The following is a 23338-nucleotide window of genomic DNA, read 5'->3' as shown; positions in this document are numbered from 1 at the left end:
GTGCCCGGTCTATGCCGGAGAATGCGGTTATTCAGTCCATACGTTTAACCAAGAAGCTGGTCCACATCATTCATTACCTCACCAATTGGCTGTGTAATCAGTAAATCCGCTCTACGGTCATAGGCAGTAGGTGTGGCGTTAAGAAGAACCGTATGTTTTCCCTGAAAATACGTAATTAACTGAGCTGCTGGATATACCGTCAGTGACGTGCCGCCCACGAGCAACAGGTCTGCGGAAGATAACGCATCAATCGAGCGATACAAAGTCGTCTGGTCCAGCTCCTCCTCGTATAGCACCACATCCGGCTTGATCACACCACCGCATGTGGTACAGCGAGGTACGGTATCTTGGGATTGTATAATATCGTTCAGCGCATAAAACTGCTTGCAATCCATGCAGGCATTCCGATGAATCGAGCCATGTAGCTCCAAGACATTGCTACTGCCTGCCTTCTGATGCAGTCCATCGATATTTTGCGTAATCACTGCCTGAAGTTTTCCCTCCTTCTCCAGACGGGATAACAGTCGATGGCACCCATTCGGTTCCGCATCTGGATGGAGCATTTTACCTCGATAAAAATCATAAAAAATATCGGCATGTTGATCAAAAAAATGCCGGCTTAACAACTCTTCCGGTGGATAAGGCGAATGCTGCTCCGTCTGATACAGACCCGCAGCCGAACGGAAGTCGGGAATCCCGCTTTCCGTTGAAGTCCCAGCCCCTCCGAAAAAAACAATACGGGAGCTTTCCTGAATCCAGGCAGCCAGTTGTTCTGTTGCGTTCATCCTCTCTCCTCCTTTTGGCCAGAGTGACTTATAAAATAACGCTTATCTCATTATAATGACGGATAATGGCATCGGCATCAACCAGATGCGATCCTTGATCTAACTGCGGACAGTAACCGAGCGTATAGCCTGCTCCTGCGTTCCGCCCCATCTGCATATCCCCATTGCTGTCTCCAATTACAACGGTCTCCGCAGGATCGATATGCAATTCGCGGCAAGACAAGCGGGCTGCTTCTCCATCCGGTTTGCCCTTGGTCACCCGATCACAGCCTACAATAGATGTAAAAAAGGAACGGATTCCCATCCAATCCAGATGTGTCTCTGCTGCTGCTGTACTGTCTGAAGTGACGACAGCCATAGGTATGTCTGCTACTCTGCAACTCTGCAAGAAATCCAGCAATCCTGGCATCGGTTCAGCCGATTTACGCTCTCGTACCGATCTCATGGCTACACTTGAGAATTGCCTTATCGTTGTGATCGCTTCATTCCATGGCATTCCTGCTGCATATAGCTGCCCGGCAAGCAATCCCGTGCACTCATCAACAGTTGCAATAGCGAGCGGGCCTTGCGGATCATAACCGACAATATGACCTTCTGTATTATGGACGGTGCCCAGAACGCGCTCCCGTTCAACCGTAAATGAGGCTCCAAGATCATTCATACGTGACTGTAACTGATCCAGTAATGTCTCTGCCCACGGCCCCCATAGCTGTAAGAATTCCAACAGTGTTCCATCTTTGTCAAACAGGATACCTTTACACGGGATCTGCGCTCCATTCACTTGAAGCATGGCCATCCGTATTACCTCCATCAAGTTATGCTATATATGCATACAGCCTTTAATGTAGAATCATCAAAATTTACTTAATGGTACTTAACCAGGTCAGCACTGTCTTGACGGTCTGATTCAGCTGTTCTTCCCCACTCACTTCCGGCTCGCCATCCCCTTTTTGATGACCATAATCACCAAACTGGGCGTGGTTTCCACCTTCAATGGTGTAATACACCGTGTCCTCTGGAAGATACATGCGTCCACTTTGATACTTCGTGGCATTCACGACCTCATCTTTAGTACCCAGAATAGATAAAGCAGGGATTCCAAGTGACTTTACACTTCCTTTTTCATCCGGGTAAGATGCCAAGAAGAAGATGCCCTGAAGTGCATCAGGATGTGCGGCTACATAACGTGCAGCCATCGACCCACCGAGAGAGTGTCCACCCATAACGAATTGTTCGTCAGGATATGCGGCCAGAATCTCATCTGCCAAGTTCGGCTTGAGCACTGCCAGATTGACTGGCATTTTGGCAATAATGGTATGATGACCGGCAGCAGCCAGCTCATGCGCAAGCGGTGCATAACTTTCCGGTTTTACGAGTCCGCCAGGGTAGAAAAGAACACTCTTACCCGTCGGTTTGTCTGGCACAAAATCAATCCAGTTCTCTTGTTCGCTCACGGTCACCCGATTAGCTGTTTCCATGGCAGTTTGAGCTGTTTCCATGGCAGTTTGAGCTGTTTCCTGTGGACCGTAGGGTGTGAATAATTTCCACGCAACAAATCCACATCCAATGACAATGAGCGCCAGAAGTACGAGCAGGAATTTCCCGATGCCCCTCTTCTTGCGCCCTGTATTATACCGATTTCTCAACATTAATCACCTTTCTTCACTTCCGCAGGTGCCGCGGCTCATAGAATTGGGAGCCTTAGTCCATCAGGCTCCCCTTCTACGAATTAAAAAAATATTATTCAGCCTTGGCCTTGCGGTAAGCATCCATATATTGTTCCGCTTTGCGACGGACATGACTCAGGTCACCCGTCTTCACAGCGTCCGATGTCAAGTCGGAGCCGATTCCTACAGCCACTGCTCCACCCTTGATCCAATCTCCCAGATTAGACAAGGATACCCCACCAGTTGGCATAAAATTAGCCTGCGGCATAGGGCCCTTCATCGTTTTGATAATCGAAGGATCATACAGATTACCCGGGAACAACTTCACAATGTCCACGCCGAGTTCCAATGCGCGTTGAACATCAGCAATCGTCATCACACCCGGCAGAATCGGAATTCGATACAGGTTGCAGATCTGCACCGTATCCGGATTTAGGGAAGGTCCGACTACAAACTCGGCACCCGACATGATGGCCGCTCTCGCCGTTTGCGGTTCTAGCACCGTTCCCGCACCAATAATCGCGAATTTCTCTGGATCTTGTGTGTTCCAATGGTATACACGGCTTAATTTTTCAATGGCTTTGAGAGCGCTGGGTACGGTCATCGTAATCTCGATAACTTTAATGCCACCCGCAATCGCTTGCTCGGCCATGGCAATGACTTGATCAGCAGAATCTGCACGCAGAACCGCCACAACCCCATTGTCCGTGATCTTTTGCAACAGCTGAAGCTTCTTCATTTCATTCTCTCCCTTGTCAATGTGGTGGTTGTGTATACAAGCCTTACATTTAAGAACGAAGATGAGCCATATATGATTTCAGCAGCGACTAGCGCTCAACATGGGCAACGTTGTTCAGCTTGGCCTCGACCTGCCCCCACGTCGGGAGCGCCTCCCAATCGCCAACAGCCTGTATAACCATGGAACCGGTCAGATTGCCGAGACGGGTTGCTTCCTGTGGGGAGTATCCTTTTAACAAACCCGATAAAAATCCCGCGCAGAAACCATCTCCTGCTCCTACCGTATCCAGAACATAATCCGCCTTAAAGTACGGAACTTCCGTTAGGGTACCATTCGCCAATACGTAGGTCAAATCAGGACCACCCTTCACGATGCACACAGCATCCATGGAAGATAAACGCTCAAGAACTTTTTGATCATTTTCTTCGTTATATAGAAGCTTCATCTCGTCCAGACCCGGTAAAAAGTAGTCCGCCAGTTCAGCTAAACGAAGTAACACTGGACGGGCTTCATCCGCAGACCATAGTTTGAGACGCAGATTTGGATCAAAGCTTACTTTCACCCCTGCCTGCTTGGCAATATGTATAGCAGCCTCTACCGTAGCAAGTCCAGACGGGCTAATCGCTGCCGTTATACCGGTAACATGCAATATCTTTGCTCCGGCAATATAGTCGGGATCCAGATCATCAGGTGTGATTGCACTTGCAGCAGATAGCTTCCTATAATAATGCACCGAGGCTTTCCCGAAAGCGTTCTCACGAATCATCAAACCAGTGGGCTCGTGATCACTCAGCCTTACCCGGGATACATCTACGCCTTCACCGCGAATGGCTTTCAGAATCATGCTGCCAATCGGATCATTGCCCAAACGCCCAAACCAGCCACTGGTATGACCGAGCCGGGATACGCCAATGGCCAGATTGCTCTCGGCACCGCCGAAAGACTTGTCCAATGTGGCTGCATATTCCAGCCCTCTTGTATCCTTGGCAGTCAGCAAACCCATACTCTCTCCAAACGTAATTATTTCCGGGCTTGGATAGGGACTCATTGACATGATTTCTTCCCTCCTTATATTTGCATTCCCTCATCTTCTGTTACTATTGTCATCCTCTATGCAACCGTTGTCAATCCCGTAGCGTTCATTTTGTTGTCACAGCTTTGAGAAAAGATAGCGCTTACTAATGTGAATTAAATCACAATAGATAATGTACATCCGTATTACCCTTATTACAGATGCAAATGACCTTGCAACCTGGGTCTATAAGGGGGCTACACCATGAAAAATCAGACAATGATCCGGGATGATCAGGAATCTTTCTTTTACAATCTGCGCTTTATGCTTATCGTCTGTGTCCTTGCAGGTAATGCACTTGAACCACTCATCACACGCTTTGCAGGAGCGGAAGCTCTGTTCCTGTGGATATATACGTTTCACATGCCACTCTTTGTATGGGTAACCGGGTATTTTGCGACACACTCACTTCAAGGTGCCTCCGGACGAAACGTCCTGAAACAGATTGCCTTACAATATGTACTGTTTCAGTCCTTATACGCATTGATGGACTTTACCGTATTCCATACACCCCATATGCGGCTATCCTTCTTTGCGCCTTACTTGCTGTTATGGTTTCTCGCGAGTCATTTCTGTTGGCGACTGTTGCTTCGTCTTACAATTTCATGGAAGCCAATATATCGGCTGATTGGATCGATCGCGCTCGGTGTCATTGCCGGGTATTTGCCCATCGATGGATTCTGGCTCAGCTTCAGCCGTACGTTTGTGTTCCTGCCGTTCTTTGTCATCGGTTATGACTATGGAGCATCCATTCGTTCTCGTTTATTATCTGGTTGGGGTCGAAAAACCGCAGCCATCCTCTCCGCTGCCATGTTGGTATGGATCGGGTATGGCGGTTTGAATATTTCATCGGGATGGTTACTCGGCAGCATGACGTATGCCGAACTGGGCCACCACGAATGGTATGCCGGCATCTTCCGAATCGGTGTCTACTTACTGGAGATCGCATCGGCAGCACTTTTCTTGGCCTGGGTACCTTCCTTGACTTCCAGACTGACGGATCTTGGACGACGCACACTCTATGTATTCCTGCTGCACGGGTTTCTCGTTCGTCTCGCGATCTGGTCTGGAGTCTACAGTTATATGGGAAGCTCTGCGTATATTCCAGTCATACTTGTCATCGCCGTACTTTTCGCAGTCACACTTGCTCTGCCGGCTGTACGTCACACGTTCAAACCCTTGATTGAACCGGATATATCCCGCTTTTCTTTCAATCGGCATGAGGTATTTAAACGGTCGGCCTAACGCTCTGACGGATCTCTCCCCCATCGATTCTGTCCTGCTGTATTGTTTCAGGCTGGAAATGATGTGGTAAATTAGGGATACGCGCTACAAAAAACAACTTATTGTTGTAAGGAGTGATTTGTAATGGCACGTCAACCGACGTCAGAACGCAAGATGAGCCGTGAGGAAGCCGGCAGATTAGGTGGGAAAGCCACTTCCAAGAACCATGATCGAAGCTTCTACCAGATGATTGGAAAAAAAGGTGGCGAAGCGACTTCAGATGCCCATGACACTGACTTTTACAAGCACATTGGCCGCAAGGGCGGCGAAGCAACCTCCGAAACCCATACTAAGGAATTCTATCGTGAGATTGGACGCAAAGGCGGAAGCAACGGATGAATTCCGCTTGCCACATCGAAACATGATCATAGCTTTCCCGCAAATCAAGAAGCCTAATTCCATGAAAATGGTTTGAGGCTTCTTTCTATTGATTGTAGAAATATGACGACGGTTGTGATAGACTCAATAGAAAAACCGGGTGTTCACGGGTTTAAAGCAGCAAAGAATTTCACAAACTACGGGGAGCTCGACACCGGCATGCCGGTCCTTTTTTTTAGAGTACGGATGAATTTAAACGACAGATGCACTGCCATTTATTTTTCCATTCATGTTGCTCAATATTATATATTTGGGGGGAAATACACCATGTCAGCCAAGAAGATGCGTTCCGATATGATCAAAAAAGGTTTTGACCGTGCACCGCACCGGAGTTTGCTCCGTGCAGCGGGCGTTAAAGAAGAGGATTTCGGCAAGCCATTTATTGCCGTATGTAACTCTTACATCGATATCGTGCCCGGCCACGTTCACCTTCAGGAATTCGGTAAAATTGTAAAGGATGCTATTCGTGAAGCCGGTGGCGTTCCATTCGAATTCAACACCATCGGTGTAGATGACGGAATTGCCATGGGACACATTGGTATGCGTTACTCGCTGCCAAGCCGTGACATTATTGCGGATTCCGTGGAAACGGTTGTATCTGCTCACTGGTTCGACGGCATGGTATGTATCCCGAACTGCGATAAAATTACACCCGGCATGATGATGGGTGCACTCCGCTGTAATATCCCTACCGTGTTTGTCAGCGGTGGACCGATGAAAGCTGGTCGTGACAGCAATGGTAAGGCTCTATCCTTGACTTCTGTATTTGAAGGCGTAGGTGCTTATCAAGCAGGTAAAATCGATGATAAGAGCTTGCTAGAGCTTGAACAGTTCGGTTGCCCAACTTGCGGATCATGCTCCGGTATGTTCACAGCGAACTCCATGAACTGTCTGGCTGAAGCGATGGGACTGGCTATGCCAGGCAACGGAACCATCCTGGCTGTAGCTCCTGAGCGTCGCGAGTTTGTTAAACAATCTGCTAAACAACTGATGGAACTTATCAAAATGGATCTGAAACCGCGTGATATCGTTACTGTAGAGGCGATCGATAACGCGTTTGCACTGGATATGGCGATGGGTGGCTCTACCAATACAGTACTGCATACGCTGGCACTGGCTCATGAAGCAGGCATTGAGTATCCAATCGAACGTATCAATGAAGTAGCTAACCGCGTTCCGCATCTTGCTAAACTTGCACCTGCTTCCGATCTTCACATCGAAGACGTACACAATGCAGGCGGCGTAAGCGCAGTGCTTAACGAATTGCTCAAGAAACCAGGCGCGATTCATGGCGACTGTATTACGGTTACTGGTAAAACGATCCGTGAGAACGTTGAAGGAAAAGAAATCCAGGATACAAATGTCATTCACCATCTGGATAACCCGCATTCCGAAAAAGGCGGCCTGGCTGTTTTGTTTGGTAACCTTGCACCACAAGGAGCTATCATCAAAGTTGGTGCGGTTGATGCTTCGGTTGGTGGATACCACAAAGGTCCTGCTATCTGCTTTGACTCCCAGGAGCAAGCGCTCGAAGGCATTGCTAACGGCAAAGTAAAAGAAGGACATGTTGTTGTTATCCGTTATGAAGGACCAAAAGGCGGACCAGGTATGCCTGAGATGTTAGCTCCTACTTCCCAGATCGTAGGTATGGGATTGGGTGCCAAAGTTGGTCTGATCACCGATGGACGCTTCTCTGGCGCATCCCGCGGAATCAGTATCGGACATATCTCTCCGGAAGCAGCTGAAGGTGGTCCAATCGCCTTTGTTGAAGAAGGAGACATCATCGAGCTGGATCTGAACAACCGTATCATCGAATTGCACATCAGTGACGAAGAGTTTGAACGTCGTCGCGCAGGTTGGAAAGGCTTTGAACCGAAAGTAAAAACCGGTTACCTGGCTCGTTATTCCAAACTGGTTACCAATGCAAGCAACGGTGGCGTACTGAGTATCTAATTCACTAATAAATAAAGGGTTGCTCTTCTGCCAAATCTGGCGAAGGGCAACCCTTTTCTTTTGCTGGTTGGTGTAGTTAGTCCGTTTAGTTCCGCTCTGGCAATATCTCTTGTTCAATTAACAACGATTCATCTCTGGATTCTTCTAGCGTTGCAGCCACCTGTGTCGTATGTTGACCGTAACGTTCCAACAATACATCCAGCGGCATGGCAATCATCTTGGGTACCAATTGTTCTGTACGCTGTTTCAACCGTTTGGTTCCTGCCGGATGGATCACACTTAAGAGCAGTTTCAGGTATACTTTGGATGCGGCGCTGAACGGTCCAGGGGGCAATTCTTGTATGGTAAATCCAAATTTTTCCGGACCTCTGTTAATCATACTCACACCGTATATGGCTTTGGCAGAGCGTAACTCAGGTTCGAGCGCCACCATATGTGCCAAATCCGGCAATTGCTGTTCCATCGTCCGAATCATGCGAATAGCCAGATGCATACTGGAACGCGAAGTCACCCCAAGTTCGAACAACTTCTGATTGTCAAAATGCAGTTCAATGACAGGATCTCCGTTTTGAATGACATGGCCATCACCCATCTCCATTCGTGCTCCGTGATATACACGAGATCGAAAGTGTAACATGGGATCTTCTGGCGAAGCCGTCCGCAGATGATATACCCAGTGGAACAACTTCTCCCAGCCCAGCCATAAGGCAACAACGATTCGCTTCCATAGCTTTAACGTTGTCTGTGGTTGATTCTTACTCTGAGATTCGCTCACTGTAACACCTCCCATCAACGTATCAACCCGTACGCTATGCAGGCCTAGCCGTTCAGCTTCCTGCAATACGACTTCCAGCGCCTGAAGCATCTGCTCCGGCGCGTGTGCATCAGCACCGAGGGTCGTTCCTCGATCATGCAGCAGCATAACCTCTCCACCTCTTAGCTCCTTCAGCATCCGTTCGGTCAATCTCTGGGCACCTACTCGGCTTCTCCAGTCTTCAAACATGGAAGACCACAATACAATCTTTCGTTCTTTCTTGCTAAAAAAATCAAACAGATTCATAATCCCCCACGGTGGGCGATAGTAACAAGTCTTCACGCCGGTTACCTCATGAATAATCTGACCTGTTCGCTGAATCTGATCTCGAACGGTACGTGGCCGCATGAGCCAGTTCGTCTTGTGAATATAATTATGAATGCCGATAAGATGACCTTCGTCATGTATCCGCCGAATGAGTTCAGGATGACTCGCGGCATGTTCTCCCACGACGAAAAAAGTGGCTTTTGCTTGATGATGACGAAGCAGATCAAGCAGTCTCGGCGTATAGAGCGGATCGGGCCCATCGTCAAATGTTAATGCAAATTGTGTATCACTTCTTCCCCGTCTGAATACACGAAATCCGAAAAGCCTGCTGATCAAACTCGGAATGAAGGCGTAAAAAGATGAAAGATACAATAACCACAGTAGAATACTCTGAAGTATCGTTGTCATGTTGCAAGCTCCCCACTTCTCCTGCTGAATTACGGTGCGCTATGGCACTATCTAAAATAAACCGCCTTTAATTTTATCATAGTTCAGAGTTTTCTTGAATCCTGTTTTCCCAAAAAGATAGCTATCGTGTACAATAAATACAATCTAATTATTACCATCAAAGGAGTCATGTCCATGCTACCGCTTTACAAAAAATACGGGCGCACTGTCTTCGATATCGCGTTGCTCGTATTAACCGTGTATGTGATCATGTACGGTTTCAGTCAATTATATCATGTGGCTGCACCCGTTTTTCTCTCATTCATCGTGTATTGGATGATTGAACCGCTGGCCAAATTTTTACATCGCAAAGGATTGCCCAAGACGCTTGGAGCCGCCATCTCCGTCTTGTTGTTTCTTGCATTAATTGTTGCTGCCTTTTTTGGTGTAGGCTTGATTATCATTTCACAAATTTCTAATCTTCAGGATAATTTCCCTGCTTACATTGAGATGATACAACGTGAATTCACCAATCTGGTGTTATTCATTCAGGACAAGTCAGATGCTCTCCCTGATGGGATTATGGAAAAAGCGAATGATTATTTTGCAACCCTGACCGGTTTCCTGTCCAAATGGGTAACGAGCGGAGCGCAATTCGTTGTAGGCTTTCTCAGTTCATTCTCTTCGTTTATTACGAACTTCGGAATTGCGATCATTCTGGCCTTCTTTCTCAGTATCGAGATTGAGTCCTGGCGCAAGTTCGCCCGTGCGAAGACGCCCAAAACGTTAAAGTCAGCTATTGAATTCATGCGTAATCACGTGTTCAAAACGATCCGCTCGTATTTGAAGGCACAATTGATCATGATGCTCATTACGTTCGTATTGATTTATGCAGGTTTGTTGATTTTGGGAACCTCTAACGCCTTTACCATTGCAGCCGTCTGTGCGGTATTTGATCTGGTGCCATTGCTTGGTGTTCCTGTTATATTCATTCCATGGATTGTCTACTTGTTCATTATAGGTAATAGCAGTCTGGCCATCGGCCTCATTGTAATCCTGGCAGTGACGATGCTGACACGACAATTGCTGGAACCGAAAATTTCGGGTAATTCGATTGGGGTATCTTCGGCGTACTTAATGCTTTCGTTTATGCTAATCTCCCTTTCAATCTTCGGGCTGGCTGGTGTAGTGTTATCTCCAGTACTTCTGATCCTTCTGAAGGAACTGTTACAACAAGGGTACCTGCAAAAGTGGATTCACCTGCCAAAAGACGAATTTGAATCCTCTCCATTGGTCATGGACCCACCCGTTAACACGGCCTCAGCGAATTCTGCCGAGTCCGCGATGCATACGCCTGTTCCTGCGAACGATCACGAGGACCCAGCCAAATAGTCCATGATCTTTCTAAAGAGAGCTGTCGCTTGGTGATGACTGTCTGGAGAGACATTTTGAACAAGAACAGCTACGGCGTACTTGGGTTGTTCTCTCGGTCCATAACCAATGAACCATTGGTTATTTCGCTTCTCCCCATGTTTCTGCACCTGAGCTGTACCTGATTTCCCTGCAACATGCCACCGCGCATGCTGCAGGGATTTTCCTGTTCCCTCACGGACTACCTTATTCATCCAGGATAACAATTTATGCGCAGTTGCGGGAGCAATCTGTCCTGCGGCTGAAGGAGAATCATGCAAGGGCATCTCCAGCATGATGCCACCATCCGCATATCGGATTCTCTCAACGAGACGTGGGGCACTAACCTTTCCATCATGTAACAATGTCACGACCAGATTGGCGGCTTGCAGCGGTGTGACCAAGACATCTCGCTGACCGATGGCGGTCTGTATTTTCGCACCTTCATCGTCAGAAGAAACAATCTCTGTTCTCACACGCCCGTGATCTTCGTGATCAAAGTGTCGCACGACGGGCATTCCAGCCATCTGGTTACCCTCCCAACCAACAGGTCGCCCCAGACCTAGACGATCTGCTGTGTTCTCCAGTTGCTCCATACTAAGCCTGCGCGCCGTTTCCGCAAATACGATGTTGCAGGATTCTGCAAATCCTTGTTCCAGATTCAGGCTTCCATGCCCATGCTCTTTCCAGCAAGATAGCCCGTATCTTCCATACGCACCACCACAATGGAATTCCTCACCGTTAGAAACCGCATGATACTCCAAAGCGGCAGCCGCAGTAACAATTTTGAATATAGAACCCGGTACGGCTCCCTGTACAGCTCGGTTCCCCCAGAGCGATTGCTTGGGGTCCACATGTTGTGGCTGATAGAAAGGGCGGGAGATCATGGCACGAACATCTGCGTTAGCGGCATCTAACACAACAACGGCCCCTTCTTGTAATCCAGACTCTTCTGTCAACTGCTCTAACCCACGCTGTAACCCGGCATCCACAGTCGTTTCTACACGTAAAGGATAATGGCTGTTGGTCGGTGCAATGACGTGCGGCTGGATATCAGGGATAATCTCTCCACCACCCGAAACCATACGTGATACAAGCGTAGGGCCAATTCCCCTTAACAGGGGTTCGAGTGTTCTCTCTAATCCCGCTGCCCCTGATTTCATGGCAAATGGCTGTTTTACTTCATCCTGATGCCCCGTTAGAACTTTGGAGGACTCAGGCAGTTCGGCAAGATATCCCATCCACTGCATTCCTGTATGCCCCGGAAGATACCTTGTCATCATCGGAAAGATGCCCGCTCCTTGCAGATGCAAACTGCGTAAGCGCTCCACCTGAGTAGCGGTCAAATGAACAGGCTGAGTTGCACCTGCTGTCCAGAAATGAGGTACATTTTCCCGATTCGTTTCCTTCTTCAATTGATCCAGATCGGTATGTAATATAGCTTCCAACTGTGTCATCTCTGACTCTTCTAATGCCCCTTGCTTGCGTAGTTCACCTGATGGCACTGCCTGTGGAAAAAGAACCAAGCCCCATTGCAGCTGACCAGTCAATGCCTCACCCTTGTAATCCGTGAATTGTCCACGCCCTGGGTCAAGCATCACCCCACGTTCACGCTGCAATACAGACATTTCACGTACAGTTCGGTTAAATCCAGGCATGGTCCGATTCACTTGAATGATCTGAACCCATCCCAATCGTAATATTAACAATCCAAAGATAAGAGTTAGAAAAATACAAATGAAATAGATTCGCCGTTTCGCAAGAAGATGCATCCCAATCTCACCTTTTATCGTTTTGACTTATTATTGCTGATACGTCTTGGAATTATCCGGTAAACAACAAGAAAACCTGTCCCATGTAGGGGACAGGCTCCTCAGCAATATGAATCCGCAATTCCACGGACATGCTTTTTTTATTACACCGTAAAGCGTGACAACGTGTCTTTCAGTTCAGTGGACACATTCTCCAGCTTGCCAGACAGATTGACCAGCTGGTTACTTATATTTTGCTGTTCACTGCTCAAGGAAGCTACTTCTTGGGACGTTGCAGAAGATTCCTCAGCTACAGCGCTGACATTGCTCATGGCTTCAGATAATGTACCCTGAGATTTGTTCAATTCTCCAATAGAACCTGTCACCATGCCCAAACGTTCGACAAAGGCACCCATCTGTTCCTGTACGGAAGCAAAAATGACGTTGGTGTCTTTAACTGCATCCATCTGTTCTTTGAATAACGGATAGGCTGCAGACAATGCATCCACGGTCTCATTCATTTCAGCCATGATTTTGTCTGTGATCTCTCCAACCATCTCAATGGATTGTCTGGATTGAGCCGCGAGCTGACGAACCTCATCAGCCACCACCATGAATCCGCGTCCCGCTGCACCAGCACGTGCTGCTTCAATGGTCGCGTTCAGGGAAAGGATATTCGTCTGTTTCGTTATGTTTTGCAGCACTTCAAGCACTTTCAGAACAGAAGACGTACTCTCTTTCAGCGAATCAACCTTATTCACCAGTGCACCAATCATTTCTTCAGTCTTCTGGGTTTTGGTCATCAACTGATTCAGATGTTGTGTTCCTGTCTGACTGGACTTCTCTACATGACGAGCAGAATCACCCATCTGTTCATTCGCAGCGATTACACTCTGCATCTGACGAGAAATATTGTCCGTTAATTCATTACCACGTTCCGCTTCGGTTGCCAAACTGCCTGCACCGCCTGCGATCTCTTCTGTAGCGACAGCGATCTCCGATGCGGATACAGCTGTTTTCTTGGATGCACTGCTCAGCTCAGAGGCCGTATCCAGTACTTCCTGCGCAGAACGATTGGTTTGTTCAACCAGCTTCGTGATCTGCTCCATCATCAGATTGAAGGCGGTCGAGAGCTGACCAATTTCATCTTTGGAGCTATATGGTGTACGAACTTTAAGATTACCTTTCGCACCTTCCTGCATCAGGTCTTTCAATTTGCCGAGTGGACGAGCGATCATACGTACCATCCAGATCCCGATCAATACTGCAATCCCCGCATCAACCAGCGCCATCCACAAGGTCAGGGTCAGAATGCCTTTTGCATCCTGAACCAAAACAGAGGTAGGTATCATACCGACCAGTTTCCATTTGGACGTATCCATCGTACTGTATACAGCCAGCATTTCCGTAGATTTTCCATCTACCGCATATTCCGTGTTCGTGCTGCCTGCTGGTTCAGTCAACTCTTTGACAAATGCAAGCTCTGTATCTTGTCCTGTACGATCCGAGATGGAGGATGCAACCACTTTATTATCCGGAGCAATCAGTTGGAGAATAGCTCCTGGCCCCAGATCCAGCGATTTCAATTGCTCCTCCAAAACTTCCAGTTTCAGTTCAATTACCAGAACATACGACTGAGTAGTCCCTTGCAGATTTTTCATGGAACGTGCAATTTTGAACGTTGGCGTTGAGCCATCTTCCTTGATCTCTGTTGGAAGCCAGCGATAACCGCCAGCCTCAATCAACTCACTGTACCATGGTTCCTGGCGAATGCTGCCCATGGATGAACTGTTGCTGCCCGTACCCATAATGGACTTTGTATCGTCGGTAGGCACCAAATAAATCGCTTCCATAGATTTATTTGTAAATGCAACATTAGACAGTTGCTTGTTGATTGAACTTGAGTTTACAAATGTATCATACGCAGTCAGATTCTTATCTGACATTTTTTGTAGCAAGGACTGCATCTCCGGATCAAAGAAAATCTGTGTGGATGTATCCACAAATCTCTCCAAAATGATGTCCATTTTCTGTTTGGTCTGATCAATGGTCTCCTGATTGGCACGTGAAGCATTTTTCTCTATCGTACCCTTGGCTTTTGAATAGGATAATAGACCCAAACTCACTACAAAAATCATGATCCCCGCAAAAAAGATCAAGAACAGTTTAACCCCTACGGATTTAACCGGATTTGCCTTCTTAATCTGTTGAAGAGAAGACCCCCCAAAGTTTTTCCAATCCCTGTTTTTGAATTGTTTTTTCACCCAATCGGTCTTGATCCAGCCCAGCTTCAGTTTACTTCGGTCAAACTTAAGTAATTTTTTCCCATTCCCTGTAATTTTACTTTTACTTACTTTTTCTTTCTTCACTTTCTGAACCTGCTCAGGATTAACCTGCTCGTCTTTTGTCACTTGCTCTCCACTGTCTTTCTGCTTCTTTTGAACCAATCCCATTCACCTGCCAGTTATTTACTTGTTAGATTTTTGTGTCTCTCCCCTATAATTATGTAGTATTCGACAGCTTTCTTCGTTCCCCTTTCATTTCCCAGAAATATTTTACAACTTTATTCCTATTTTTCTATAAAAAAAAGACCCCCATATGCCGATAAACGGAGGTCCTACATGTTGATTTTATAACACTATTTTGTTAAATGATAATACTATATTGGCACATTGTAGGTATTTGAGCCTACTTCTTTTTTCTCATCATGTCAAAATACGAAACCGGTTGATCCACTTTCATTTTGACCAGTTGCAACGGGTGACGAGCAGCATCTAGAACATTGCCTTCTTCGTCCTGTATTTCACCGACCACTTGTTTGAAAAAGTGACCTCCCGGACCGAAAAATTCAATTTCCTGTCCTGGTTTGAAGTGATTACGCTGTTGAATGGTTGCCATTCCCGTTTCGGCATCATACCCCATGACTAATCCAGCGAAATCAAAAGGCACGGCCTTTTCTTCCGGTTCATAGATATGATCTTCATGGTCCGGTGTGTCATAGAAAAATCCGGTATTCAGCGGGCGATTCGCCGCTTTGTTCATTTCTTCAACCCATTCAGGTTTCAGAACATAGTTTTCCGGGTCTGCCATATAAGCATCAATGGCTTGACGGTATACGTTAACCACGGTGGCCACGTAGTGAATCGATTTCATACGTCCTTCGATCTTGAAACTGTCCACGCCCACATCAATCAACTCGGGAATATGGCCAATCATGCACAGATCTTTTGATCCCATGGAGAATGAATTATCCTGTTCCTGGAACAGGGGAAGCTGGTTCTCACCTAGTTTGAAAGGCGCAGGTGCCTTCAACTGCATGTCCTCTTCGCTAACCCATACCGTATCTTCTCTCGCATCCTCGAACAGGTCATACTTCCAGCGGCAAGACTGGCAACAGCCCCCCCGGTTGGAGTCCCGATCCGTAAAGTGATTGGAGAGTACACAACGTCCGGAATACGATGAGCACATCGCCCCGTGAATGAAAGCTTCAATTTCGATATCCACATTCGCTTTGATCTCTTCAATCTCTTCGAAGCTGGTCTCACGTCCGAGAACAACACGTGGAAGTCCTTCATCTTTCCAGAACTTCACGGCTTGCCAGTTGAGTGTGGATTGTTGAGTACTCAGATGTACCTCCAGACCTGGCACAGCACGAAGGGCAACTTCAATAATAGCCGGATCAGCTACGATGATCGCAGAGATTCCCGCATTATAGAGGTTTTGCAGGTAGGTTTCGATCCCCTCAACATCCTCATTATGTGCGTAGATGTTCGTCGCTACGAACACTTTGGCTCCATACTTTTTGGCAAACTCCACACCTTCACGCATCTCTTCAAAGCTGAAGTTATCCGCGTTGGAACGCAGTCCATAGGCCTGTCCGCCGATATATACGGCATCTGCACCGTAATGAATTGCAAATTTCAGTTTTTCCAGATTACCCGCCGGAGCTAGCAGCTCCGGTTTGTCCAGACGGTTACGTTTACCCGAGAACTTCCGCTGTACCGCCACTGTTTCCATTCTGTTCACCTCGTCTATTAATACACTTGTTCTTTATAGAAAAATCCAAACGACAATTCACGTTCAGGATCCTGTAATTCCCGTACCTCAGCGAGCCACTCTTCAGAGAACGCATATGCATCGGCATCAGCTACATAACTGTCAATCGCTTTCCGGTATGCACGTACAACCGCTTCATTGTAGGTAAGTGATTTTAACATGCCTTCAATTTTGAAGCTGTGCACCCCCGCCTCCATCAACAGATGAAGATCTTCAAGGATACATATATCCTCAGAGCTCATAATATGTGTGCCGTTGATATCCTCATAGATCGGGAACTTCTCATCCCGGCGTTCAGCCTCGATCAGGAACAATCCACGTTCTTTGCCCAGATGTCCCTCAACCGGTCGCCCTTGATGAGCCATATAACTTTGCACCAGACTACGCTTGGAGTGATATATATTTGTCATGCCATGTACCTGAACCTGAGCTTCCACCTTGAGAAAAGGAACCATCTCCGTCAACTCGTCCATATTCAACTCACGGGCAAGCACAACGCGACTCGCTCCTTTGGTTCCCCAATAGTTGGCTGTCGCATAGTTGGTTGAAGTCATCTCCGCATTCCAGTGCAACTTCACATGTGGAGCGTATTCCTTCATGGTAGCCAGCACGGATGGATCATTAAATTCCACACCGTCAATACCGATTCTGCCAAGCGCTTGAACATATTCAGGCAATTCTTTCAGCAGCTCGTTGGACATCAGATTCGTCATGGATACATACACGCGCGCCTGATGTTTGGCCGCAATGGCAACCACCTCTGCTGTCTCCTCCACACTGAAGCTGCCTGGAAGACGCATGCCGAATCGATCGTCTCCAATGACCAGAGCATCTGCTCCAGCCTGGAGCAGCACTTCTGCTTCTTTCACATTCGCTGCTGTAACGAGCAGTTCATGTTTCTTACTCATATAATCCCCTCCGCTTATTGCGCAGCCTTACTTTTGGCTATATTTTGCTGATGTTCCTTATACGTTCTGGCAAATAGATGCCCAGACGAGCCATCCTTTTTCGTCACGTAGAATAGATACTCCGAAGCTTCCGGATTTAGCGCCGCTTCAATGGATGGAAGACTTGGACTGGCAATTGGACCTGGTGGCAGACCTTTATTCAGATACGTGTTATATGGACTTTGCACCTTCAGATCCTTGTAAAACAAGCGCTCCTTTGGCTTGTCGAGCAGATATTGCACGGTAGCATCAATCTCCAGCTTCATATCCTGATTGATCCGATTGTAGATTACACCTGCAACCAGAGCACGTTCCTCATCCACCACAACTTCTTTCTCTACAAGTGACGCTATTGTTAGCAACTCATGCAGAGAAAGGTTCTTTTCCTGCAGCTTGGCTTCCAAATCCGGAATAGAATTGATCTTGGTTTGAAACTCTTCCAGCATCCGTTGCATCACATCATGCGTGGAACTTCCTTTTTTCAGTTCATACGTCTCGGGGAACAGATATCCTTCCAATACGTAGCGAAGTTCTTCATCCACTGGAATATCATTGACGATATCTACATCGAAGGCAGAAGGATCATTGGCCAGCTTGATGAATTCATCCCGATCGACAACATGCTCATAAGAAAGCTTACCCGCCATTTGCAGCACGGTATAACCCTCCGGAATCGTGAACTTTACCATTTCCTCCGGTACAACTTCACCACTACTCAGCTTGCTAACAATCTCATCATATGTCACGCCAGGATTCATAGAATATGTACCCGCCATGAAATTGGACCCTAGTTTTTTCCACTTTAAATACCCTTTGAAGGCTAAACCGCTTCGAATGAGTCCTTCTTCTTGAAGCTGATCTGCGATTTTTGAAGTCCCCGATCCGCTCTTAATCTCGAATACGATCGGTTCTGTAGAAGCTTCCACGGGACGCATCATATTCCATACGTAACCACCTGCGCCTCCCGCAAGAACTACAATGATAAGCAGTATGACTACTATTGCTTTCCCTTTCAAAAAAGAAACAACTCCTTTACACAACCAAAAAGAGCGGACTTCTCCGCCCTCCCGGTTTCTTCAATTTGAAGCTGATTAATCTTCGTCAATGGGGAGTGTACATTCATCATACAGTTCCGAGATGTTCTCCCACTCATCATCATCGTCGATCGTAACTAACTCTGGCATGATCTGGTCTTCACTTCCAGGTGATACCCGCAGAAGTTCAACCTCGTCATAAGGTCGCAACGAACTGCGGAGCACCGCGTACTGCTGACCGTTCACTTCGAACTCAGCCAACAAGTCATACGGTTGTGATTTACCGTTCTCTTCCTCGAGCTCAACATGAGCACCGAATGCCAGACGCAGCGAATCTGTCCATTTCAGGTCTTTGCGGCTATATTCCGTCATTTAGTTCGCTTCCTCTTCATCATCTTCAGCAAGAAATGTATTAAACGTCTCCTCGACGATATCCCACTCGGCATCATCTTGGATGACGAAAAGTTTGATATCGTCGCCCTCTTCTTCATAACGGAATGCATATACATCCGTTTCGCCATCTTCAGGTTCAACCGGAGCAACCATCATGTACTTGGCCTCCGAACCATCTACTTCAAACTTCATGATGACTTCGAATTCCTCTTCATTACCCTCGTCATCCGCAATGTAAATGATTTCCGCTTCTTCTTCCATACCCAGTTGATCTTCAGCCATTGTTGATCCCCCTCACCTTCTACTATTGGCATCCAAATAATTTTGCAAAATCAAGCTTGCGGCCATTTTGTCCACAACTTGCTTGCGTTTTTTCCGACTGACATCCGCTTCAATCAGCGTACGTTCTGCTGCCATGGTTGTCAGCCGTTCATCCCAAAGGTGAACAGGTAAATTCAGTTCATCCCGCAGGCGTTCGGCAAAAGCAATGCATATCTCACCGCGCGGTCCTACGGTGCCGTTCATGTTTTTGGGAAGTCCCACTACGATCTCACTAATCTCATGCTCACGCACAAGTTCGGCAATCCGAGCGAACTCGCCTTCATCACGGCGGCGTTCAAGTACTTCCAATCCCTGGGCAGTCCAACCGAAGGCGTCACTCGCGGCAACTCCGATTCTTCGGTCCCCATAGTCCAAACCTAATATTTTCATCCATGCTCTCCCATCCTGGGGCCTGCTCAGGTCGATTCAACATCGCCTTATCAAGCTTCAGGCTGTCTTCTGTCGGTTCATTTCCCGCTGCCTGCAAGGCTGCAACACAGCGGAAGCGGCGTACATTACCGGTGATTGGCCAGATAGGAACGTACAAGCTCTTCAATCAGCTCATCGCGCTCCTTTTTACGGACCAGACTACGTGCGTTGTTGTGACGAGGAATGTATGCCGGGTCTCCGGAAATCAGATACCCAACAATCTGGTTGATCGGATTATACTCCTTATCGACCAATGCATCATATACCGTGAGAAGAATCTCTTTGGATGATGCTTCCTGTTCGTCACCTTTCACATTAAATTTAACCGTCTTATCCATGGAGTCCATTGATGACACCTCGCTCCTGCATGAACATGGGGACCATGTCCTGCCGAATTGATTTCTGTTTATATAATAACATATTCTGACTGCCACAAGTAAACAAAGGATAAGGCAATTGTGTTTTTTGCTTGTCCTTTACCGGCTGCAGCATAATGCATCATTCGATTCCACATGCTCTCGGGTACAAAAATAAACGAACAAAACCTTTTCGATTTCATTTTTGACGATTGAAAGCCGCTTAATGGATTTATGCATTATGCCCGCTAACGAGTGAAACCGCCAGTTTCAGCGCTTCATCCAGCTTGGTGGCATCCTTGCCTCCGGCTTGCGCCATATCCGGACGTCCACCGCCACCGCCGCCGCATACTGCTGCGACTTCTTTGACGATTTTACCTGCATGCAATCCTTGTTTTACTTGTTCAGCAGGTACAGCTACAACAAAATTGACTTTGCCGTCGGCTGGAGCACCCAATACGAGTACCGCATTAGGCAATTTTACTTTCAGCTCATCTGCCACTGTACGCAGTGCATCCATGTTCGGAGCATCTACGCGTGCTGCCAGCAATTGTGTATTTCCTGCTTGTACCACTTGATCGGTCAATTGACCCGCTTCCATGGCACTTAACTTGCTTTGCAGGGATTCAGTCTCTCTGGCTGCTTCTTTCAGTTGCAGGTTCAGACCTTCAATCCGTTTAGGTACATCAGCCACATTTGCTTTGAGCAGTGTTGCAGATTGCTTGAGCAGTTCCAACTGGCTTTCCACATACAGATATGCACCACGGCCAGTTACAGCTTCGATCCGACGAACGCCGGAGCCAATTCCGCTCTCGCTTACCAGTTTGAAGATTCCAATCTCTGAAGTATTATTTACGTGACAGCCGCCACAAAGTTCCAAACTGTAGTCTCCGACTTGAACAACACGTACAATATCTCCATATTTTTCGCCAAACAGGGCCATCGCACCCATTTCTTTCGCTTCATCAATAGCTTTCAGCTCGATGTTTACGTTCAGACGATTCCAGATCTGTTCGTTCACCTGACGCTCAATCTCTGTCAACTCTTCCGGCGTGATGCTGCCAAAGTGAGAGAAATCAAACCGCAGACGCTGTGGCTCTACGAGCGACCCTGCCTGGTTTACGTGTGTGCCGAGCACATCTTTGAGTGCCTTGTGCAGCAAGTGCGTTGCCGTATGGTTTTTGATAATGTCGCCACGTTTCGCTGAATCTACTTCAGCGTTGATGACATCACCTACATGCAGTTCACCGGACTCCACAGTCACCAGATGTACATGTTGTCCAAGTGGAGCTTTGAACAGGCCTTGGACTTTCGCTGTTACACCAGCACCGCGCAGCAAGCCCTGATCACTCACTTGACCGCCACTTTCCGCATAGAACGGAGTCTTGTCCAGAACAACCTGACACGTCTGTCCTTCGCCTACGGTTTCAACAAGGGCCTCGCCAGCTACGATGGCTACCACTTTTGCTTCCGTCAAAAGGTCAGTATAACCAACAAACTCGCTTTTAACCTCCAGGTCAGCAAGTGGTCCACCTTGAACTTTCATGCTTTCATTCTCTTGACGTCCAGCACGTCCAAGCTCACGTTGTTTCTGCATGGAAGCATCAAAACCTTCACGGTCCACAGTCAGACCATGCTCTGCGGCATAATCTTCTGTCAGGTCAAACGGGAAACCGTACGTATCATACAGTTTGAAAGCTTCAGGTCCGCTAATAACCGTGCGTCCTTCGGATTTGGCAGTACCGCTAATATCAGCCAGAATCGCCAGACCATCTGTGAGTGTTTCGTGGAAACGCTCTTCCTCGGTTTTGATTACTTTTGCGATGAATTCCTGTTTGTCCACTACTTCAGGGTAGTACATGCCCATAACTTCACCTACGGTTGTAGTCAGTTCATACAGGAATGGACGGTCAAGTCCAAGCACTTTTCCATAACGAACTGCACGGCGAAGCAAGCGACGGATGACATATCCACGTCCTTCATTACTTGGCAGGACGCCATCACCTACTGCAAAAGCAACGGTACGGATATGATCGGCAATGACTTTCAGTGCAACATCAATCTCTACGCTGTCGTTATATTTCACACCCGCAAGAGCGGCTGTTCTTTGAATCATCGGTTGGAACAGGTCTGTGTCGAAGTTGGAATCCACATTTTGCAGAATGGAAGCAAAACGTTCCAAACCTGCACCTGTATCAATGTTTTTGTTAGGAAGCGGTGTGTAGCTACCGTCCTTGTTATGGTTGAACTGGGAGAATACCAGGTTCCATACTTCCAGATAACGTTCGTTTTCCCCACCTGGATACATTTCAGGATCACTCATGTCGTTTCCGTAAGCTTCGCCGCGGTCATAGAAGATCTCTGTACAAGGACCACATGGACCTTCGCCGATATCCCAGAAGTTTTCATCCAATTTAATGATACGCTCAGCAGGCAGTCCTACTTTTTCGTTCCACAGTTTGAAAGCTTCTTCATCTTCCGGATATACCGTTACGGAAAGACGTTCTGGATCGAATCCGATCCACTCTTTGCTGGTCAAAAATTCCCAAGCCCATGTTACGGTCTCTTCCTTGAAGTAATCTCCAATAGAGAAGTTGCCAAGCATTTCGAAGAACGTATGGTGACGACGCGTTTTACCAACATTCTCGATATCATTGGTACGGATACATTTTTGGGAGTTCGCTAGACGCGGGTTCTCTGGCTTCTCACGTCCGTCAAAATATGGTTTGAGCGGTGCCATACCTGCATTGATCCACAGAAGGGATGGATCGTTGTGAGGCACGAGCGATGCGCTCGGCTCGATTTTGTGACCTTTACTTGCAAAAAACTCTATCCATTTGGACCGGATTTCACTGGCTTTCATACTGGATGCCCCCATTAATTATAATAGTCCGATGCGTATTCGCTCCGGTTGGTCAACATTGTTTTTGTAAAAATAAACACAAAAAACGCCCCTGAATAATCAGGGACGATGTTATCGCGGTACCACCCTGGTTATTGCTGTTCATCCCTTGCTGCACGGACAAACAAACAATCTCCTCGTTCATGCGAAATAACGGTCGCTCCCGGCAGGGTTGTCCTGCACTCCGAAATTAGCTTTCTGCCGCTTCATCTTTCAAGACTCTTCCAGCCATCAGTTCAGGCTCACCCTGATCCGAAGAAGTCTATTCTCTGAGGAAAGGAACCCTCGGCGTACTTTATTTCATCATCGATTTTTCATGTTCTAAATATACACCCTCATTATATCGGTAGCACAAGCGGGTGTCAACGCGGGCTAGTTGATATTATAACGTTA

19 protein-coding genes and 1 pseudogene are annotated in these 23338 nt (G+C 47.2%); 4 read left to right on the top strand and 16 right to left on the bottom strand.

Going from position 1 to position 23338, the window contains the following annotated elements; genetic code table 11:
• Positions 1-44: 44 nt before the first annotated feature.
• The 5 genes from MHH93_RS13430 to MHH93_RS13410 form a co-directional block, all read right to left on the bottom strand.
• Positions 45-785, bottom strand: a complete 741-nt coding sequence (locus tag MHH93_RS13430) for an NAD-dependent protein deacylase (protein WP_500054417.1) — start codon at positions 783-785, stop codon at positions 45-47.
• 28 nt (positions 786-813) lie between these two features.
• The gene (locus tag MHH93_RS13425) at positions 814-1581 is read right to left on the bottom strand and encodes an HAD family hydrolase (protein WP_500054416.1); all 768 of its coding nucleotides are present in this window, start codon (positions 1579-1581) and stop codon (positions 814-816) included.
• A gap of 64 nt (positions 1582-1645) precedes the next feature.
• Entirely contained in the window at positions 1646-2434 is a 789-nt protein-coding gene (locus MHH93_RS13420) for an alpha/beta fold hydrolase (protein WP_500054415.1), read from the bottom strand.
• A 91-nt stretch (positions 2435-2525) separates the two neighbouring features.
• Positions 2526-3191 (bottom strand): bifunctional 2-keto-4-hydroxyglutarate aldolase/2-keto-3-deoxy-6-phosphogluconate aldolase, encoded by a 666-nt coding sequence (locus MHH93_RS13415; RefSeq protein ID WP_500054414.1) that lies wholly within the window; start codon positions 3189-3191, stop codon positions 2526-2528.
• Between the two features lie 88 nt (positions 3192-3279).
• Positions 3280-4245 (bottom strand): sugar kinase, encoded by a 966-nt coding sequence (locus tag MHH93_RS13410; RefSeq protein WP_500054413.1) that lies wholly within the window; start codon positions 4243-4245, stop codon positions 3280-3282.
• Positions 4246-4467: 222 nt separating this feature from the next.
• Between MHH93_RS13410 and MHH93_RS13405 the strand changes: the two genes are divergently transcribed.
• The 3 genes and pseudogenes from MHH93_RS13405 (at position 4468) to ilvD (ending at position 7878) form a co-directional block, all read left to right on the top strand.
• Positions 4468-5508, top strand: a complete 1041-nt coding sequence (locus MHH93_RS13405; RefSeq protein ID WP_500054412.1) for an acyltransferase family protein — start codon at positions 4468-4470, stop codon at positions 5506-5508.
• A 123-nt stretch (positions 5509-5631) separates the two neighbouring features.
• Positions 5632-5874: pseudogene (locus tag MHH93_RS13400) on the top strand (general stress protein); the annotation flags it as partial.
• A 318-nt stretch (positions 5875-6192) separates the two neighbouring features.
• Complete coding sequence (gene ilvD, locus MHH93_RS13395) at positions 6193-7878, top strand: dihydroxy-acid dehydratase (protein WP_074096200.1); 1686 nt, start codon at positions 6193-6195, stop codon at positions 7876-7878.
• An 85-nt stretch (positions 7879-7963) separates the two neighbouring features.
• Here the strand turns inward: ilvD and MHH93_RS13390 are convergent, their stop codons facing one another.
• On the bottom strand, positions 7964-9367 hold the full coding sequence (locus MHH93_RS13390; protein ID WP_500054411.1) for a polysaccharide deacetylase family protein: 1404 nt from the start codon (positions 9365-9367) through the stop codon (positions 7964-7966).
• Between the two features lie 174 nt (positions 9368-9541).
• Here MHH93_RS13390 and MHH93_RS13385 point away from each other — a divergent pair, with 174 nt between their 5' ends.
• A complete protein-coding gene (locus MHH93_RS13385; RefSeq protein WP_500054410.1) occupies positions 9542-10738 on the top strand; it encodes an AI-2E family transporter in 1197 nt (398 codons plus the stop codon).
• Here MHH93_RS13385 and MHH93_RS13380 read toward each other — a convergent pair.
• The 10 genes from MHH93_RS13380 to alaS all read right to left on the bottom strand — a co-directional run bounded on the left by MHH93_RS13380 (position 10717) and on the right by alaS (position 22906).
• A complete protein-coding gene (locus tag MHH93_RS13380; protein ID WP_500054409.1) occupies positions 10717-12528 on the bottom strand; it encodes a peptidoglycan D,D-transpeptidase FtsI family protein in 1812 nt (603 codons plus the stop codon). The genes MHH93_RS13385 and MHH93_RS13380 overlap by 22 nt on opposite strands.
• Positions 12529-12671: 143 nt before the next feature.
• The gene (locus MHH93_RS13375) at positions 12672-14960 is read right to left on the bottom strand and encodes a methyl-accepting chemotaxis protein (protein WP_500054408.1); all 2289 of its coding nucleotides are present in this window, start codon (positions 14958-14960) and stop codon (positions 12672-12674) included.
• A gap of 235 nt (positions 14961-15195) precedes the next feature.
• Entirely contained in the window at positions 15196-16524 is a 1329-nt protein-coding gene (locus MHH93_RS13370) for a peptidase U32 family protein (protein WP_500054407.1), read from the bottom strand.
• Between the two features lie 17 nt (positions 16525-16541).
• Entirely contained in the window at positions 16542-17471 is a 930-nt protein-coding gene (locus MHH93_RS13365; RefSeq protein ID WP_500054406.1) for a peptidase U32 family protein, read from the bottom strand.
• Positions 17472-17485: 14 nt separating this feature from the next.
• Positions 17486-18526 (bottom strand): endolytic transglycosylase MltG, encoded by a 1041-nt coding sequence (gene mltG / locus MHH93_RS13360; protein ID WP_500054405.1) that lies wholly within the window; start codon positions 18524-18526, stop codon positions 17486-17488.
• A 75-nt stretch (positions 18527-18601) separates the two neighbouring features.
• Entirely contained in the window at positions 18602-18916 is a 315-nt protein-coding gene (locus MHH93_RS13355; protein WP_047844066.1) for a DUF1292 domain-containing protein, read from the bottom strand.
• A complete protein-coding gene (locus MHH93_RS13350; protein ID WP_278298550.1) occupies positions 18917-19219 on the bottom strand; it encodes a DUF1292 domain-containing protein in 303 nt (100 codons plus the stop codon).
• Between the two features lie 12 nt (positions 19220-19231).
• Positions 19232-19648 carry a Holliday junction resolvase RuvX gene (gene ruvX / locus MHH93_RS13345; RefSeq protein ID WP_062835871.1) on the bottom strand — a complete coding sequence of 139 codons (417 nt, stop codon included), beginning with the start codon at positions 19646-19648 and terminating at the stop codon, positions 19232-19234.
• Positions 19649-19773: 125 nt separating this feature from the next.
• Positions 19774-20034, bottom strand: a complete 261-nt coding sequence (locus MHH93_RS13340; RefSeq protein WP_036616950.1) for an IreB family regulatory phosphoprotein — start codon at positions 20032-20034, stop codon at positions 19774-19776.
• A gap of 241 nt (positions 20035-20275) precedes the next feature.
• Positions 20276-22906, bottom strand: coding sequence for an alanine--tRNA ligase (gene alaS / locus MHH93_RS13335; protein WP_440390277.1), 2631 nt, complete (start codon positions 22904-22906; stop codon positions 20276-20278).
• Between the last annotated feature and the right edge of the window lie 432 nt (positions 22907-23338).

Source organism: Priestia sp. FSL H7-0729 (assembly GCF_038005685.1).
Classification (GTDB): Bacteria; Bacillota; Bacilli; order Paenibacillales; family Paenibacillaceae; genus Paenibacillus.
This window is presented reverse-complemented; position numbering and strand designations above follow the sequence as displayed.

Bases quoted from the DNA above. Each gene is read 5' to 3' on its own strand.
- MHH93_RS13355 (WP_047844066.1), bottom strand. From the start codon at position 18,916: ATGACGGAATATAGCCGCAAAGACCTGAAATGGACAGATTCGCTGCGT.
- MHH93_RS13375 (WP_500054408.1), bottom strand. From the start codon at position 14,960: ATGGGATTGGTTCAAAAGAAGCAGAAAGACAGTGGAGAGCAAGTGACA.
- MHH93_RS13415 (WP_500054414.1), bottom strand. From the start codon at position 3,191: ATGAAGAAGCTTCAGCTGTTGCAAAAGATCACGGACAATGGGGTTGTG.
- ruvX (WP_062835871.1), bottom strand. From the start codon at position 19,648: ATGAAAATATTAGGTTTGGACTATGGGGACCGAAGAATCGGAGTTGCC.
- ilvD (WP_074096200.1), top strand. From the start codon at position 6,193: ATGTCAGCCAAGAAGATGCGTTCCGATATGATCAAAAAAGGTTTTGAC.
- MHH93_RS13370 (WP_500054407.1), bottom strand. From the start codon at position 16,524: ATGGAAACAGTGGCGGTACAGCGGAAGTTCTCGGGTAAACGTAACCGT.
- MHH93_RS13365 (WP_500054406.1), bottom strand. From the start codon at position 17,471: ATGAGTAAGAAACATGAACTGCTCGTTACAGCAGCGAATGTGAAAGAA.
- alaS (WP_440390277.1), bottom strand. From the start codon at position 22,906: ATGAAAGCCAGTGAAATCCGGTCCAAATGGATAGAGTTTTTTGCAAGT.
- MHH93_RS13340 (WP_036616950.1), bottom strand. From the start codon at position 20,034: ATGGACTCCATGGATAAGACGGTTAAATTTAATGTGAAAGGTGACGAA.
- MHH93_RS13350 (WP_278298550.1), bottom strand. From the start codon at position 19,219: ATGGCTGAAGATCAACTGGGTATGGAAGAAGAAGCGGAAATCATTTAC.
- MHH93_RS13405 (WP_500054412.1), top strand. From the start codon at position 4,468: ATGAAAAATCAGACAATGATCCGGGATGATCAGGAATCTTTCTTTTAC.
- MHH93_RS13430 (WP_500054417.1), bottom strand. From the start codon at position 785: ATGAACGCAACAGAACAACTGGCTGCCTGGATTCAGGAAAGCTCCCGT.
- MHH93_RS13410 (WP_500054413.1), bottom strand. From the start codon at position 4,245: ATGTCAATGAGTCCCTATCCAAGCCCGGAAATAATTACGTTTGGAGAG.
- MHH93_RS13385 (WP_500054410.1), top strand. From the start codon at position 9,542: ATGCTACCGCTTTACAAAAAATACGGGCGCACTGTCTTCGATATCGCG.
- MHH93_RS13380 (WP_500054409.1), bottom strand. From the start codon at position 12,528: ATGCATCTTCTTGCGAAACGGCGAATCTATTTCATTTGTATTTTTCTA.
- MHH93_RS13420 (WP_500054415.1), bottom strand. From the start codon at position 2,434: ATGTTGAGAAATCGGTATAATACAGGGCGCAAGAAGAGGGGCATCGGG.
- MHH93_RS13390 (WP_500054411.1), bottom strand. From the start codon at position 9,367: ATGACAACGATACTTCAGAGTATTCTACTGTGGTTATTGTATCTTTCA.
- MHH93_RS13425 (WP_500054416.1), bottom strand. From the start codon at position 1,581: ATGGCCATGCTTCAAGTGAATGGAGCGCAGATCCCGTGTAAAGGTATC.